The 16,228-nt window shown below is 34.5% G+C and carries 9 protein-coding genes; 1 reads left to right on the top strand and 8 read right to left on the bottom strand.

Translation table 11 applies throughout. From position 1 onward, the window contains the following. Positions 1-159: 159 nt before the first annotated feature. Complete coding sequence (locus HCG49_RS12880; RefSeq protein ID WP_168469942.1) at positions 160-1,083, top strand: IS110 family transposase; 924 nt, start codon at positions 160-162, stop codon at positions 1,081-1,083. 693 nt (positions 1,084-1,776) lie between these two features. On the opposite strand, the gene HCG49_RS12875 is transcribed toward HCG49_RS12880, so the two are convergent. The 8 genes from HCG49_RS12875 to HCG49_RS12840 all read right to left on the bottom strand — a co-directional run bounded on the left by HCG49_RS12875 (position 1,777) and on the right by HCG49_RS12840 (position 16,106). Continuing rightward, on the bottom strand, positions 1,777-2,223 hold the full coding sequence (locus HCG49_RS12875; protein ID WP_168469941.1) for an alkaline phosphatase family protein: 447 nt from the start codon (positions 2,221-2,223) through the stop codon (positions 1,777-1,779). Between the two features lie 167 nt (positions 2,224-2,390). After that, complete coding sequence (locus HCG49_RS12870) at positions 2,391-4,118, bottom strand: LamG domain-containing protein (RefSeq protein ID WP_168469940.1); 1,728 nt, start codon at positions 4,116-4,118, stop codon at positions 2,391-2,393. Between the two features lie 20 nt (positions 4,119-4,138). Beyond that, entirely contained in the window at positions 4,139-5,863 is a 1,725-nt protein-coding gene (locus tag HCG49_RS12865; protein WP_168469939.1) for a RagB/SusD family nutrient uptake outer membrane protein, read from the bottom strand. Positions 5,864-5,872: 9 nt separating this feature from the next. Beyond that, on the bottom strand, positions 5,873-9,379 hold the full coding sequence (locus HCG49_RS12860) for a TonB-dependent receptor (RefSeq protein WP_168469938.1): 3,507 nt from the start codon (positions 9,377-9,379) through the stop codon (positions 5,873-5,875). Positions 9,380-9,531: 152 nt separating this feature from the next. Continuing rightward, positions 9,532-10,686, bottom strand: a complete 1,155-nt coding sequence (locus HCG49_RS12855) for a FecR family protein (RefSeq protein WP_168469937.1) — start codon at positions 10,684-10,686, stop codon at positions 9,532-9,534. Positions 10,687-11,031: 345 nt separating this feature from the next. Then, positions 11,032-11,640, bottom strand: coding sequence for an RNA polymerase sigma-70 factor (locus tag HCG49_RS12850; protein WP_168469936.1), 609 nt, complete (start codon positions 11,638-11,640; stop codon positions 11,032-11,034). A gap of 1,392 nt (positions 11,641-13,032) precedes the next feature. Next, positions 13,033-14,814, bottom strand: coding sequence for a DUF4091 domain-containing protein (locus HCG49_RS12845; protein ID WP_168469935.1), 1,782 nt, complete (start codon positions 14,812-14,814; stop codon positions 13,033-13,035). Positions 14,815-15,449: 635 nt separating this feature from the next. Beyond that, positions 15,450-16,106: an N-acetylmuramoyl-L-alanine amidase gene (locus HCG49_RS12840; RefSeq protein ID WP_168469934.1), complete on the bottom strand. Its 657-nt coding sequence runs from the start codon at positions 16,104-16,106 to the stop codon at positions 15,450-15,452. Positions 16,107-16,228: the final 122 nt, after the last annotated feature.

The following is a 16,228-nucleotide window of genomic DNA, read 5'->3' as shown; positions in this document are numbered from 1 at the left end:
ACAACTAGGCTTACTCACTTCATTTTAACTTCACCCCTCCCATTCAAAACAAAATTGGAAAAATCAGATAAATTCTATGAAATACCCATGATTTAACACACGCAAACACCGATGAGTTTTTTTCTTAAATTTAGGTTAGGAATTAAACACTTGTCGAATATGAAAGCAATTGACTTTGAGCAACTTATTTCCGTGGGATGCGGAATAGATGTTCACAAGGATGTTATTGTTGCTACCATTAGAAGGAGCAGCAAAGATTTTGAGACCCGGCAGTTTACTGCCTATACAAGTTCTTTGACAGAGTTACGTGATTGGTGCAGGGAAGAGGGAGTATCCCATGTTGCCATGGAAAGTACCGGGATCTATTGGAAACCGGTTTTTAATATTCCGGAGGAATATTTTGAGATTATCCTGGTCAATGCCCGGCATGTCAAGAACGTCCCTGGGCACAAGACGGATAAGAAAGACAGTGCTTGGCTTAGCAAACTCTTGTTGAGCGGGTTATTGAAAGGTAGCTTCATACCTCCCAAAGAGATCCGGGAATTACGGGATTTGATGCGCTATAAAAAGAAAAAGGTCCAGTTTGTGGCCTCTGAGACCAATCGTATTATAAAAGTCCTAGAGGATTGCAATATCAAATTGAGCAGTGTGGTAAGTGATGTAAAAGGAGTAAGTGCCTCTAAGATTATCGATGATATCATTGAAGGCAAGGAGGATGTTGCCCACTTGTTGACCCACGTGCACGGCCGTGTAAAGACCCCTCGAGAGGAAATGGCCGAGGCATTGACCGGACGTATCACGCCCCATCACCGGTTTATGCTAAAGATGATCCGCGAGACCATAGCAGAGAATGAGAAACTTATCACTAAACTGGACAGGCAAATAGATTTGATCGCTGCCCAGTACCAGTTGGAGCTGGATTTATTGCAGACCATAGACGGGGTGGGAAAAGACACGGCCTTGACCATAGTCAGTGAGATCGGTGTGGATATGGAACGTTTTCCCAACCAGCACCATTTGGCAAGTTGGTCCGGGGTAAGCCCTGGAAGTAATGAGAGCGCAGGTAAAAAAAACGAGCACTAGGGTCATCCACGGGAACAAGCACCTCCAATCCGCATTAGTGGAAGCGGACTGGGGAGCTACCCGTCGGAAACAGGGCTACCTAAAGCGGTTTTACCAAAAGCTACTGGTTCGAAAAGGCAGTAAAAAAGCCTTAATGGCGGTCAGCCATAAGATCATCGTAGCAACGTATTTTATTCTTAAGAATAAGAGGCCTATAAAGAGCCATTGTTGCAGATCGCGAAAGCTGACCAAAAGCGCAAACAAAAAGAAGTTCAAAAAACAGTGGGTCACTTGAGAAAACTAGGGTTTAACGTAAGGTTGACCCCTGTGGCCTAAAGATAACATAGTGCTCGTTTTTTTTACTAGGATATCAAACCTGTGTATGAAATTGAGTCGATAACTGGATAAGCACAAACACTTGTCGCAAAAAAGGGTTGCGATACCCTTTGGAAGCACGAATATGAAAATTTACAATTTTCTTATCCTTTTTACTTTTATAAATCACGTATCGCTAAAAAGATAGAATTAACCTATAAAAACACTGGCATAAAGCACAATCCAATTTGTGAAAATTCTATAACGGAGCAATTTGTTCCAAGGAATTGCTTTGGCCTCTAATGACAAAAAATCAAATAAAACACATATGAAAATAAAGTAGACTTATGTTTACGATGTATTTAAGGCCCTTTTATAAAAAGATTTATTTTATATGTTTCAAGTACAGATTATAATACTCCAAGTAATAAATGATAGTGTATTTAGGTTATTGTCATAGGCTTCTAATCTTGAAAACAAATCGGGATAAGCAATAAATTCAGTAATATTTGGATCTGGGTCTACATTTTGCCCCCAATGCACTCCTCTTAATATATCAGACCAACCTCCCCAACTTCCAGTTAAACCGGACGTTGTAACTTTAGGAAAATAGACTCCTTTATTTATCAATTTTTCCATGTTAGGTAACTTCCCTATTTTTATTAAAAGTTGAAAAACACCTGCTCGAATACCATCAAAGCCAATTAATAGAACTTTAGTCTTAGTCTCCAAAATGGGAGGTTCTCCCTTGTCTGGATTAGGATTTGTATCTGGGGTATGAGCTTCATTTTTACTGCATGATAAAAGCATTAATAGAATAATAAAAATCGTGTGATGATTTTTCATTTTTTTATAATTTATATTTCATTTATACTAGTAATAATACTAGATGTTACTATAATTGGTTTAATCGTTTACATTGTTTAGAGACAATTATATAAAAAAAGAAAGTGGTTGTTATTTCTAAAAACCACTTTCTTAAATTAAGTTAAAATTTATTCAAACCTTATTTACTAATTAAATAGTGCATCTACTTGTTCTGGCGATAATGCATAGTTATAAATAACGGTTTCAGCAATTTTACCTATAAAATTATTATAACTACCAGTACCTTCATTACCGATGTTCCAAGGCATTCCACTATTTCTATTACCTTGTGTAGAAATATCAAGAGTCTCCCCTAAAACACCATCTACATATAGAGATTGCGTTCCTTCTGTTCTATTCACTACACATACTACTTTATGCCATTGGCCATCACTATAATCAGCTGATTGGTTATCTACTCTACCTCCACCATCTCCAGCAGAGTTAAATCGGATATTTCCACCACCGTAATAAATACAGAAACCTACATTTACTCCACTTCCCCAATCTTTATCTCCCATAAAGCAAGGGTCACTAGCCATACTTGAATAGTTAGTCCAGAAAGTAAAAGAATAGTCTTCCTCACCTCTAAACGCTAGGTCATCTAATATTTCTACATAAGTACCACCTTGAAAATCGTAAGTAATTCTACCGTCGTTTATTGCTTTAGGAGCATCACCATGGTTAGTTACTGGTAAGTTTACAACACTTTCAACATCAGTTCTTAAGTAAACACCTGTATCTTTAGAAGATAAACTTGCGACCTCATCTGGAGTTAAAACCCAGTCATGTATTAAAACTTGCCCAACTTTACCTTCATACCAAAGTCCATATGATCCTGTTCCATCTTGCGCAATTCGTATTGGATAATCATGTGTCATATTTCCAAAACCAGCGATACTAGCACGATCTACCTCAACACCATCGGAATATAATATTGCATCTCCAGCCGTATCAAAAGTACATGCTAAATAATGCCATTCACCATCATTTATAGCTGGTCCATTAATATCTATCCGATTAGTACTATCTCCAGCATTCATTCTTATTGTACCACCTGTAAGGGCAAAAAGAAAACCAGCATTACTTCCGCTTCCCCAGTCCTTATTACCCACAATAACTGGGTCATCACCTGTAGATGTGGTATTTACCCAAAAACCTACAGAGAAATTACTGTTTTTTATAAATTCTATATCGCCCAAATCATCCTCAACTTCAACTTGATTTGAAGATCCATTAAACTCAACGATATGCTGGTATGCAACATCTTTAACTCTTGATGTAACGTCTTCGGTAGCAAGTCTTAATGGAACAGTCTCTCCTGAACTTTTTTGTAGATATACAAACGTATCGATAAAGGAGTTTGGGTCAATAAACTTAGTGTGCTTTATTGAAAACCTTTTATTTAAAACCGTAATGCCTTCAAAATCCTTGTCTTTATTATCATAATACGCTTTATATGAAAAACTTGTGACGCTAAAAAGGTCAACACCAAGATCTGGAATTGTAGTTGAATATTCTGGTGTTCTATACTCACCATCAATTAATTCTAAATCTGCTCCCGCATACGTTGTAATTAAATCGCCATTAACATCAAAAAACTCAACACGCATTGGTAATTTAGAACTAGCAAAACCAAATACTACAGGGTGGTCTTCATAATATTCTTCAATACTTCCAGGGTCATATCTAAGTGCAGCAAGTTCTGCTCCTGTATAAGGTAATCCTGTTTTAGGATTATCATGATAAATAGAAACCACTTCTGTAATTCCATCTGGTATTTTCAACTGAACAGTAGTATCGTCCTGATCGCAACTTCCTAACACTACAAACAGCATTAGAGCCATTATTTTAATATAAATATTATTTTTCATAATTTTTAATTTAAAATTATTTATTCCCAACCTGGGTTTTGGGTTAAAGCTGGATTAAGTATTATTTCCTCTCTAGGAATACTAAAGTAATAATGCTTATTCTCATTAAACACTCTACCACCTGGTAAGGTGTTTTTGTAAGGATATATATACCCATCTTCATTAAGTAAAACAGCAGCATCATCTGAAGCATCATATAATGGTTCACCAGATGGTTCTTTAAAATCTTTTAAAGCATCCCATTTTGCTCCTAAAACTCTTTTTTCTAAGAAATTACCAGCTTTCCAACGCATTAAATCATCATAACGGAAGTTTTCAGCTGCCAATTCTATACGCCTTTCTCTTCTAATTTCTTCGATTAAAACCGGTACATCTACCCCATACCCTGCACTAGGAACCATATCGCTATCTGGATCACGTTCAAGATCTGCAATCAGCATGCCTGGCATACCCGCTCTAGCTCTTATTAAATTAATTGACTCATCAATTACCGATTGATCTGCTAAACCTAATTCTGCCATAGCTTCTGCATAAACTAATAAAATCTCAGCGTATCTTAAGATTGGTAAATCTGTTTCTGCTTTATCATATTTTGCCACCTCATCTGGCGCATAATATTTAATCATATGATATCCTGTCGTTGTTGCAGACCCATTCCCCAGTGCTAATCCAGCAATACGAGGCTCCGTTTCATCTCCATCATTTTCCACAAAATAGTTTTCAGATTTAGGAAGAAGGGTTTGCGACATTCTAGGATCTCTATCTTCAAAAAGTGCTTCAAAATCATCATCACCTTGATAAAGGGTACTTAATCCTATTGGTTTTCCATCTGTACATAAATAATCTTCAACCATATCTTTTGTCATACCATTTTTAGTTGATTCTGGTATGTACCTAATAAAGTTATGACCGCGTACATCTGGGATATATTGTGCATAAAAAACTGCTTCCGGGTTCCCTACAAGACTAAGTTGTGTAAACATATTTGCATAATCTACTGAAGGATCACCAGTAGAATAGAGTGCATATTGGCCACTATCCATGGCTCCTTTTGCGGCATCTGCCGCAGCTTGTAAGAACTCCTCGGCATTTTCCAAACCATGGTATTTCCTAAAGGTTCCTTCATGCAAACAAATTCTTGCCATAAAACCTTGAGCAGCCCCTTTTGTTAAACGACCTGCTTCTGATTCTTTGGTTGGAATTAATGCAACAGCTTCTTTTAAATCTGCAAGTACTTGCGCCATTACTTCATTCCTAGGCATTCTAGGACCATAAAGCTCATCTACATCGCCTGTTGTTAAAACTTTAGTGGTAAAAGGAATATCTCCATACCTTTTTACTCTTGCAGCTGTAAACATAGCGCGGGCTAATAAAACCTCACCTTTATATTTATCTTTAACACTTTGATCAAGATTGGGGTTTTTATCATAATTTTCTAAAAAGAAATTACAGCTTCTTAAAAAACTCCAACTCCATGTACCATTATCTGCGGTATGTAAACCAGCAGCAACCGTATTAAAACTTTCTGGAGCATTGTTATCACTGTTGTTATCTCCCCAAATATGTTGGCCAGATCCAAAAATACCATATAAACCAGAGGCATAGGCTCTAAGATCGTTTTCTGAATTCCAAAATGTTTCATTAGTAATATCGTCCAACGGGTAGCGCTCTAAGTAATCGTCATCACAGGCTGTTATAGTTAATCCCCCTATAACTAGTAAAACGTATTTATATATTTTTCTCATCTTTTTAATTTAGAAATTAACTTTTACACCTAAGGAATATGATCTTCTAAGTGGCGCCCCAAATGGATTGCCCAAATTTTCAGGATCATATGGTTCTGGTAAACTATGTTCTTCCCATAAATTACGACCATTTAGCGAAAGCACTAGATTGCTAATCGGTAATTTATCCAGTACATCTGATGGTAAAGCATAGGATATACTTAAGCTTTTTAACCTTATATAGGATGCATCCTGTAAATACTTTGTTTGTGTCGCATAGTTACGCGTACCTGTTTCTAGTTGTGGGAAGTACGCATTAGGATTATCTTGAGTCCAAGAACGCCCAACCTGATGCTTTTGTATATTATCCCAACGACTTACAAATGGATAGAAAATAGATCCATCCCCTGTAGGGTTATAATCTCTTTTACCTACTCCTTGAAAAAAAGCTTCAAATCCGAAACCTTTATATGATCCATTAAGCGTAATTCCATAATTATAACGCGCCGATCTATTTCCAATAATTTTTCTATCACCAGAATCTCCTACAAGACCTTCTCCATCATCAACTTTACCATCGCCATCTAAATCTCTATACTTAATATCTCCAGCTTTCCAGTTAGATCCAAAATCTGATTGATCATGCGCACCACCAGCTTCAGCTTCAGCAGCTTCAGCTGCCGTATTGAAGAACCCTTCGGTTTCATAGCCCCAAATTTCACCAAACTCCTCACCTACATACCAAGCTCCACCAAGACTATTGGTTGGGTTGTTATCAAACTTAGTGATATGTGCTCTAGAATCCCATACATTAAGGTTTACACCATAGTTAAATTCTTTTATTTTGTCTCTCCAACTTAATCTTGCTTCCCAGCCTTTAGTTTCTAAATTGGCTGCATTTCTGTCTGGAGCCCCGGACCCAAAAATACCTGGTAATGGATCTCCTGCTACTCGCATACCTTCAGTAGTTCGTATATAATAATCAAATCCAGCTTCGAGTTTGTTTTTTAAAAATGCTGCATCTACTCCATAATTTGAAGAGCTAACCTCCTCCCATGTAATAAAAGGATCTACAACACTAGGTAAACCAACAGTGGTAGGTCTTATAGTCCCTAAAATGTTACTTGATTCTCCAATACTTAAAGTGGAGATGTATGGGTAAGTTCCACCACCATCTTGATTACCAATACTACCATAAGACACTTTAAGTTTAAGATCACTTAACCATTCGTCGGTACCATCCATAAATTTTTCTTTAGAAACTCTCCATCCTAAAGATCCTGAAGGAAAGAACCCAAACCTATTTCCTTTTTTAAATCGAGATGTACCATCGTAACGACCACTAAACTCTAATAAATATTTGCCATCGTAATCATAATTAACTCTATAAAAACCGCCACGAATAGCCCAATTTGAAGCACCATGATTTGAATCAATATCTGAAAGCTCATTTACCAAAGTTAAATCAGGAGCTGGTACACTTTCCGTAATTAAATTATATTTTCTAATGTTATAAAATTCACTAAGATATTGTTCTTGATTATAACCAATAGTAGCTAATACATTATGCTTATCACTGAATGTTTTACTATAGTTTCCATAGACATCAACTAAAAAACGCCTCTCTGATCTTGTTCTTCTATATGCAGATGATCTAGTACCGTTTGGATACCATATGACATCTATAGGAAAATGATAAGCACCATTATCCGCAATAGGTGTGATTTTTTCAAAGTCTTGATTAAGCCCCGCTAAAGAATGAGATGTAAGTGTTGTTACTACATTCAAATTTTTAGCCAATTCCACACTGGTTTTTAAACTAATAGTTATATCGTCATCTTCATATAAATCTCTTTCTCCGGCATTCAATGTTGCTATGGCATGATTTGTAGGAAGATTTAATCCTCTATTTACCAACGGAAAGTAAGTTCTTTGAAAATATGTCTTGTTGTAAACCCAGTTAAAACCAACTAAAGGTGAATCATATTTACGTTTAACATAAGCCATTCTGGTATCTACCTCTAACCAATCGTTAACTTTAGTTGTACTATTTAACCTAACATTAAAAATCCTAAGATTATCATTACCATATCTAAATGCCCCTTCATCTTTAACAAAACCAAAAGACCCATATAAAGACATTTTTTCTGTACCTCCAGAAACACTAACATCATATTTTGACTGTATCATGGATTTTTTAAAGGTTTCTTCCATAAAATTTGTAGTTCCGTAAAAACGATAATCTCCAGAAATAAGGTTACCATTAGCATCGTATACCGGGTTTACAACTTCGTCTACAGGATTATTAAATGGGTCATTATGATAGGCTTCAGCAGCAGCAATCCAATCATTTTGGAAAAATTGAGAATCTCCAGCAGCAGTTTCTGCTATGGTTCTTAACTTCATATGTGTTGGTGTATCAACAAAATCAGGAAAATGAGATTGAGTAGATATTCTTGTAGTAGTATTTAAAGTTACCTTGATTTTCTCATTTTTCCCTGTTTTGGTAGTTACTAATATCACCCCAAATGACGCTCTACCACCATATATAGCAGATGCAGATGCATCTTTTAAAACACTGATACTCGCAATATCTTCTGGATTCATTTGAACTAATATATCTGAATCTACGGGTATATTATCTACCAAAATCAAGGGTGCACCACCTCCACCAATTGTAGTAATACCACGAATATTAAAAGAAGGTTTAGAATCTATAGCACCATCACCAAAATTAACATTCAAACCTGAAAGACGGCCTTGTAGCGCCTCACCGAGGTTGGAAATCCCTTTATTTTCAACAATTTCTTTTGCAGTGGCTGTTTCAACAGCACCTGTAAGGTTAATTTTCTTTTTAGATCCATAACCTACCACGACGACTTCTTCTAATTCGTTAGAAGCTGTAAGAACCACGGTCAATTCAGTTTGATCCGTTACTGTTATCTCCTTTGAGTTATAACCAATATAAGATACCACAAGGATATCACCCATTGATGCCTGAATATTAAAATTCCCATCAAAATCGGCAGCTACACCGGTCGTACTACCCTTAATGACAATCGAAGCCCCAGATAATGGAATATTTTCTTCATCCGTTACCGTACCAGAAATAGTTTTCTGTGGCAATTCTATTTCGGTTTTGGAATTATTTGGTATTTGAGGAGTATTTCTTTTTGAAGAATCAGGCTTTAAAACAATTTGTTTCCCAACAACCTTAAAAACAATATTGGTACCTTTAAATAATTTTTCCAAAACGCTAGAAATTCGCTTTTCCTTTTCAGTTACAGAAACTTTTTTCGATAGATCAATAATATCGGTATCTACAAAAAATTTAAATTCTGTTTTAGATTCAATTTCATCCAGAACACTTTGAATAGTAACATCATTGAGGTTCAGGGATATTTTGGTATTTTGCGAATATGAATTTGCTTGACTCTGCATCAATACAAGCAAAAATAAAAATGTAGTTAGTTTCACCTTTAAGTTGAATTTAGGAATACCAATAGGATGGCACTCCTGTTTTAATAGTTTTTTCATACCTTTGTTTGATTTTTTTGGTTAAAAATTTAGGTTTTTAACTATTTAATTTTCCGGGGAATGTTGCAAGCGTTTCCCGGTTTCTTAAAAATTAAACAGTTTCATGGTCGATACTCATTTCTTTTCAGTTCTTCATTTCGTTGGTTTTAAGGTTATTCAATAATTAATTTATTGTTCTCGATTGTATATTTAATTCTGAAGCTTTCATCCAAAGTTTGCATAACCTCTCTTATCGTCTCAATATCAAAGACAGCATTATAGATTTTCTCATCAAGTAGTCGGTTGTTATTTATAATTTGAATGTTGTAATGCCTTTCCAATTTTTTGCGTATGACTTTAAAGGGGGTATTTCGAAAAACCAATCTTCCTGACACCCAAGCGGTGTACATTTCCGCATCAACAGCTTTTACAATAACGCCCTTTTTCTCCTTGTTCCATATTGCCATATGATTTGGCACTAAAACAGTTGAATGTTCCTTTGAAAACTGCTCTTTATTATGGTAAATACCCACCGACCCCTCAACCAAAACAGTACTAACATCTTTTTCTTCAGGGTAAGCACTCACGTTAAATGCAGTTCCCAATGCCCTAATGTTAGCATTATTGGCATTAACAATAAAGGGGTCCTTATCCTTTGCCACTTCAAAAAATCCTTCTCCACTTAAAAACACTTTTCTTTCTAAACCCAAAATAAAATTTACCGGAAACTTAAAAGTACTTCCTGCATTTAAATAAACATAGGTACCGTCTGAAAGTAAAACTTGGAACGTTTTACCATAAGGCACCTTAATTTCATTATAGACTAAGTCTTCCGCCTTGGAGTTTGCATCAGTTATTGTGTGATTTATGTTTGTTTTAACAGCATAATTTAAAGTATCACCTTTCTGCATACCAATAACCTGACCATTATTACCTACTATAACCTTATCATCAGAAGCATCGATCAATTCCAATTGTCCATTTCCAATATCTAGTGTAATTGAGTCCTGAGAGTTTTGTATAGGACTGTTTTCAATGGTATTGTGAGTCACATAAAAATATGTACCGCACAAAATCCCAATAAATACCGCAGCGTACTTTAATAGGTGACGATTCACTCTTTTTTCACGCTTATCTATAGACTTTTGGATTGATTGCCATGCCTGTGTTTTATTCTCATTAGATTCTGAAGTCATTGCCCATACCTTTATGAGATCTATATACATTCTCTCATTTAATGGATCAGAATTTATCCATTCAAATAATGCTTCAACTTCATCTTCCGATGCTTCTCCTGATAAATACTTCACAATAGCTGACTGATTCATATAAATATGTTACACTTTAGGTACGTATTAGTTTAAATATACCCTATGTGATATTATTAAATTATTTAATATTCTGGTGAGGCGTAGTTTATTCTTACTGTAATACTTGAGAAATTGTTATAAAATTAGAAATACAAATTATTGTTACTTTTCTTATACAGTATTAATAAGAAATAAAACAAACTCCTAAATCACAGAAGTGGGTAGGTGTTTGGTTAAAATTGACTGAAATACATTTTAGAATGCCTAAAATTTGTAAATGGAAATCATTTTCACAATTTATAAAGGAAGTGTATCCAAATTACTTTAAGATAATGTAGATAAATCCCAGTACTTAATTAAATGTTACAATAAAAAACTGCTTATGATAAAAAGTATAAATATGAGGTAGCTAGAAAGTTCTATTCTGAAAATTTTTAGGGCTCGCGTTATATTACCTTCTACAGCCTTAATCGATATATTTAACTCATTTGCTATTTCCCTGTTCTTCTTGGACTCAAAGCGACTCAGAAGAAATACAGTCCTACATTGTGGCGGCAATTTTGAAATTGTTTTATCAACTAGTGCTTCTAATTCCTGAAAGGAAACTTCATCAAAATTCATAGCCTTTAATATTTCAACATTCAAATTAATTTCTTTCTCGTGTAGTTTCAAATTCCGGTATTTAGAAGTTACCGATTGATGTCTTAAAATATCCAAGCATTGGGTTTTAGCAGCTGTATACAAAAAAGATTTTATGCCACTAACTTTCTCAACCTTGCCCCTATTTAACCATAGCTTTATAAAGGCCTCCTGTGCAACACTTTGAGCTTTGTCTTGATCACCCAAAAACTGAATGCAAAAACCTGTAATCCGTCCATAAAAAAAGGAAAAGTAGTATTCAAATGCGAGTTTATCTCCCTTTTTAAAGGATTTAAACCTTTGCTCCTCCGAATTTAAATTTATTACATCCATATTTATTAATCTTTAAATATTGATTTTGACACCATAGCACTTTGAAAATCACTTATTTAAGTTCATATTAAAAATCATGAAAGTTTTACAATAACTAATATTTAAATAGAGTCGCAAAATATTCAAGACAGGTTGAAAAAATTGACATATGGGACATTATTCTTACAATAATTTTAAAGTTTAATAAAAAATGCTGTCTTACTTCCACGAAAAACAAGAATAAAACATAATATTATTCAACTTCCTGCTACATCACTAATTTTCATATTTAAGACTAAAATAGAAAAGCGCCACCATATCAATTGCATTGAAAACTAATACTATGATTCCTTTAACCTCTAAATCTTTGACGCAAAAAATAAATTGCAACAATTATTTATTTTAGATCTGTAACTCCTAAATACACGCTCAAATATTTTTATCTACTTTCAATTTTTTTTCTAGTTCTTTATGCTAGTATCCCCTCTTTAAATTTGAATTAAAAGATTAAAGTCCGATAGCATCCACCACGACAACTGAAAATTTAATCACTTTATTAAAGACCAATATAGTTCCCTAAGTTAAAAGCTCATGAATCAGGTTATTTACTTTACAAGAAATTTTGATACTTCCCAAATCTTCATATAACTCTACATTGTACACAGTCTAATAATCGAAAATAAAATAGATGGACCCACCCTTTAAAATGAGTTATAAATTCACATATATAAACAGCTTTGAAGGAGTAACTGATACCAGTTCATAGTAGTATAACAATTTTTTGAATTGTTAATATTATTGGAACGTTAAAAAAACCAGCACAATCACCTGTTGTAGAGCAAATTTTTCAATTATTAAATAATGGTCAGTCATATTAGTTTTTGGTTCATTAGTGTTATTTTTTTACGGTTTTCAACTACATAAAAGAATGATTAATTCGTGTTTTCCTCCTGCAGGATTTAAAAATATGGTTTTGGGAACTGCTTGAAACATTTATCTGAATATTTTTATGTAAAGCCAGTCCAAATATAATTAATCAACAATTACAATAGTTCATTACCAACCACCATATACTCTATAATATATATTATAAACAGTATCACTACGAAATAATTTATGCTTTAATAAGTAAGTTTTTTTTCCTTATTACATACAATATTTATTGAATTTCAAGATTGATTGCTTATCCACAAAAATCTAAGTAGTACCAATACAAGTATATAACTATAAAATTATATTAACTCCAGTTCTATTTTACTTAATTGGACGTTTAATTACAATATTTATTGGTCTTAAAAATATTTACAAAAGAATAAATACTTATTTGAGTAATTTTATATTTCTAATTTATGTATCACTATTAAGATCCCTATGCTAATGTCTAGAATTATACCCCTAATTATTAGTGTTGTTTTAGTGTTTCTCTAATTTTTCAGCTAAACTATTTAATACGTTTTTACCATTTTCAATCATAGCTTCTACTCCATCTTCAGGACTAGTTGTAATATTAAATTGAGCAACCACCATATTCAAATAGTCTAGATCATCAAGCATGTTCTTGTCTTTTAACACCTTTCTTAGTATTCTGATTTTTTCGGCATCTTCAATACCGTCATGCAAGGATTCAAATCGAATTGAGCTTCTATTGTCTGGATACACAATATAAGTATCTCCCGCAGGCCAAGCTCTAAAGCGGGAATCCTGCAAAGGGTTTTCTACCCAACTGTTATAGGCCCAACGCAAAAAACCATCAAAATCTGCAGCCATTGTGTACCAACCAATAAACACACCTTCCACAGGGGGTGAGAAAGTGAAGGTATTTGGAAATCCATCTGAACAACATACATAGTGTGTACTTATAAAGTCATTAGCTCTTCTTTTCAATAAGTCTTCGTGATCAACAGGGTGACCAAAAGCGACCGACATATCCTTTAGTTCATCGGGGTACAACTTGTAACTTTTATGATTATCAGCAAATGACACCCCAAATTCCGGTGCGTGTTGATCAAGCAATGTCAACATGGCTTTCATTTCTTCCGGACCACGCTCATCCATTGAAATTCTCGTAATGTTATTCCAGCCTTTATCAACCAAATGTTTTTTAAACTCGGTTAAAAAAGGAACCCATAACTCCTCATATTCTTTTGTTCCTGGAGCCGCTTTAATCTTTATTTCCTTATTTTTAGCTTCATCAAAATAATAAAATTCGTTACCCCAAGGCACCATGGAATAACAACTTATTTGTTTTTTAACTCCAAGATCCATCATAAAATCTACCCAGTTATCAAATATGGAAAAATCGTACTCCCAAGTCCCATTAGCTTTCTTTCTCCAATCGACCATAGCTTCAAATTGGTCAAAAGTTTGTCCGCCCCATGGACGTTTGTTAAGCGATACAGTGATAACTTTTTGACCTGCATCTGCCAATCGTTTCATCAAAGGCTTCAACAAGTCCCAATGCTCTTTCGACCAAGGTTCAACATTATGAAAACGAGCAACAGCATATGGATTTTGCCATAAGTCTAAATGAAAATCCCATTCGACTCCTGGCGGGAGAATCATATCAATAACATTCAGGGTGAATTCAAAGGTTTTTGATTTCTGCCCTTCAATATTAATGGTTACTGTACTTTTATAAGTTCCAGATTCAGCATCGCTAGGGACATCAATGGTAATCCATAATGGTCTGGTTTCTCTTTCTTTTACAGCATACGAACTCACATCATCTAAGGCGTCGGCAGCCAGAGAAGATGCAAAGTCCTCCGGTTTTCTGTAACCACAACCTCCAGCAAACTCATCTGTAATTACATATTTCACGAAACGTGCCTTAGCAATACTAGAGGGTAAGGTCTGTCCTGTATCTGATTTAAAATCTGAAATTTCAGTTGTAACAAGATTAATGGAATCATTACTCCATAAAACCAATTGACTAGAAATACGCTCCCCCTTCCAAGCATCACCCGTCCAAGTTGTTTTCTGCTCTAATTTAGGAATCACACTTTTTACAAATCGGATGTTGGTTGATGTTACTGAAGCTTGCAATCCATTTGGAACCGCATCCCAATTTTCATCTTTAATTGGTGATGGATCTATAGGTTCATCAAAAGTATTAGGCATACCAAACTTCTTTTCTTTTTGACAACTAACAAAAAAAACGAAAACAAAACAAAACAAAACAAATTTTATAATTTTCATATATATTATTTAGTATTTTTTCAGCATCATCTTAAAGCTTTATTGTTTTTATTTTTAAGTTGCATCTTATCATCTTCAAAATATTTTACAACTAAAAAAAACATCATGCCGTTTAAATCTCATCTTTCACAGCCTGATCTGCTCTAATTATTTTTATATTCAATTTGATCAATATACCTATTAACATTAGGTACGTATAAAATAGAATTTACCCTATATGAATTTTCATTTTTTTTATCTTAGGACTGCTAATAGTATGGCATTAAGCGAATATTAAGTGTTTGTTAGTTTAACTATCCTGGCCATCTCTCTCTAAAAGGACCATGACATATCATTCAAAACATTAAAAACTAAGCTGTTTAAGTTTAAAACTTTTTAGAATTATGGAGAAGCTGTAATTCAATAAAAACACTTGATTCTAATATCCGAAAGCGATGTTTTACGGATTAACCACAAACAGAAAGGAGGATTTTTGCTAGAATTTACATATTAGAAGCATTAAAAATCCAATAACGGGAGTTTTCCAAAGTTTTACTTAACTCCAAAATATAGAAATCTTGGGGTCTTTTTTCTCAAAACAAAGAAAGCTATGCCTCTTAAAGAACAAACAAGATTTGATTATAATATTTGCCTTCCTAAGACTTACCAACAACCTCTATCAAAGTTTGAAGTATAGCCATGGCATACCCTGAAATACTCGATTTTTTCATACTGTGCATAGCTTCTTCTGAATTGGACAAAAATCCAAGTTCTAGAAGAACGGCTGGGCATGTAAATTGGGTTTCCCTCAAAACTTGAAAATTGGCATACTTCCTTCCTCTTATTTTAAAGCCTAGGGCATTATCGAACTCCAATAAAATTGTTCGTGCCAAGTCTTCCGATTCTATTAGAAGCTTCGGATCCATTTTAATGTGAGGATGCTGTATATAGACTTCAACACCTTGTGCCTTTTTCCTAATTGCTTGATTGCAATGGATAGAAACAAAAACACTTGGACCCAAAGCTTTTGCCAGTTTGGTCCGATCGCCTAAGGAAATTAAAGTATCAGAATACCTGGTTAAATAAATTTCCAATTGGTTGCCATATAACTCCTTATTTAAACGGAGGACTTCCTCCCCTACCGCAAGAACAACATCCTTTTCCATGATCCCATTTACGCCAATTGCCCCTGAGTCTATTCCCCCATGTCCTGGATCCAAGATGATTAAAGGTGACTTGTGCTGTTGTGCCAAACCGGGTCTAATACCAAGGAATAATCCAAACCCAAAACAAACTATCCAAAATCGCTTCATAACTCGGTAAATATTTAATGCGTGTTGCACAATATTCATCGATTTACCCAATTCACCTCCAATACATTAATTTTTAACACTTTAAAATGTTAAATTTTATTCGATTCCCATCATTCTAGCCA

It is taken from the genome of Arenibacter sp. 6A1 (genome assembly GCF_012272855.1).
In the GTDB taxonomy this organism is placed as follows: Bacteria; Bacteroidota; Bacteroidia; order Flavobacteriales; family Flavobacteriaceae; genus Arenibacter.
This window is presented reverse-complemented; position numbering and strand designations above follow the sequence as displayed.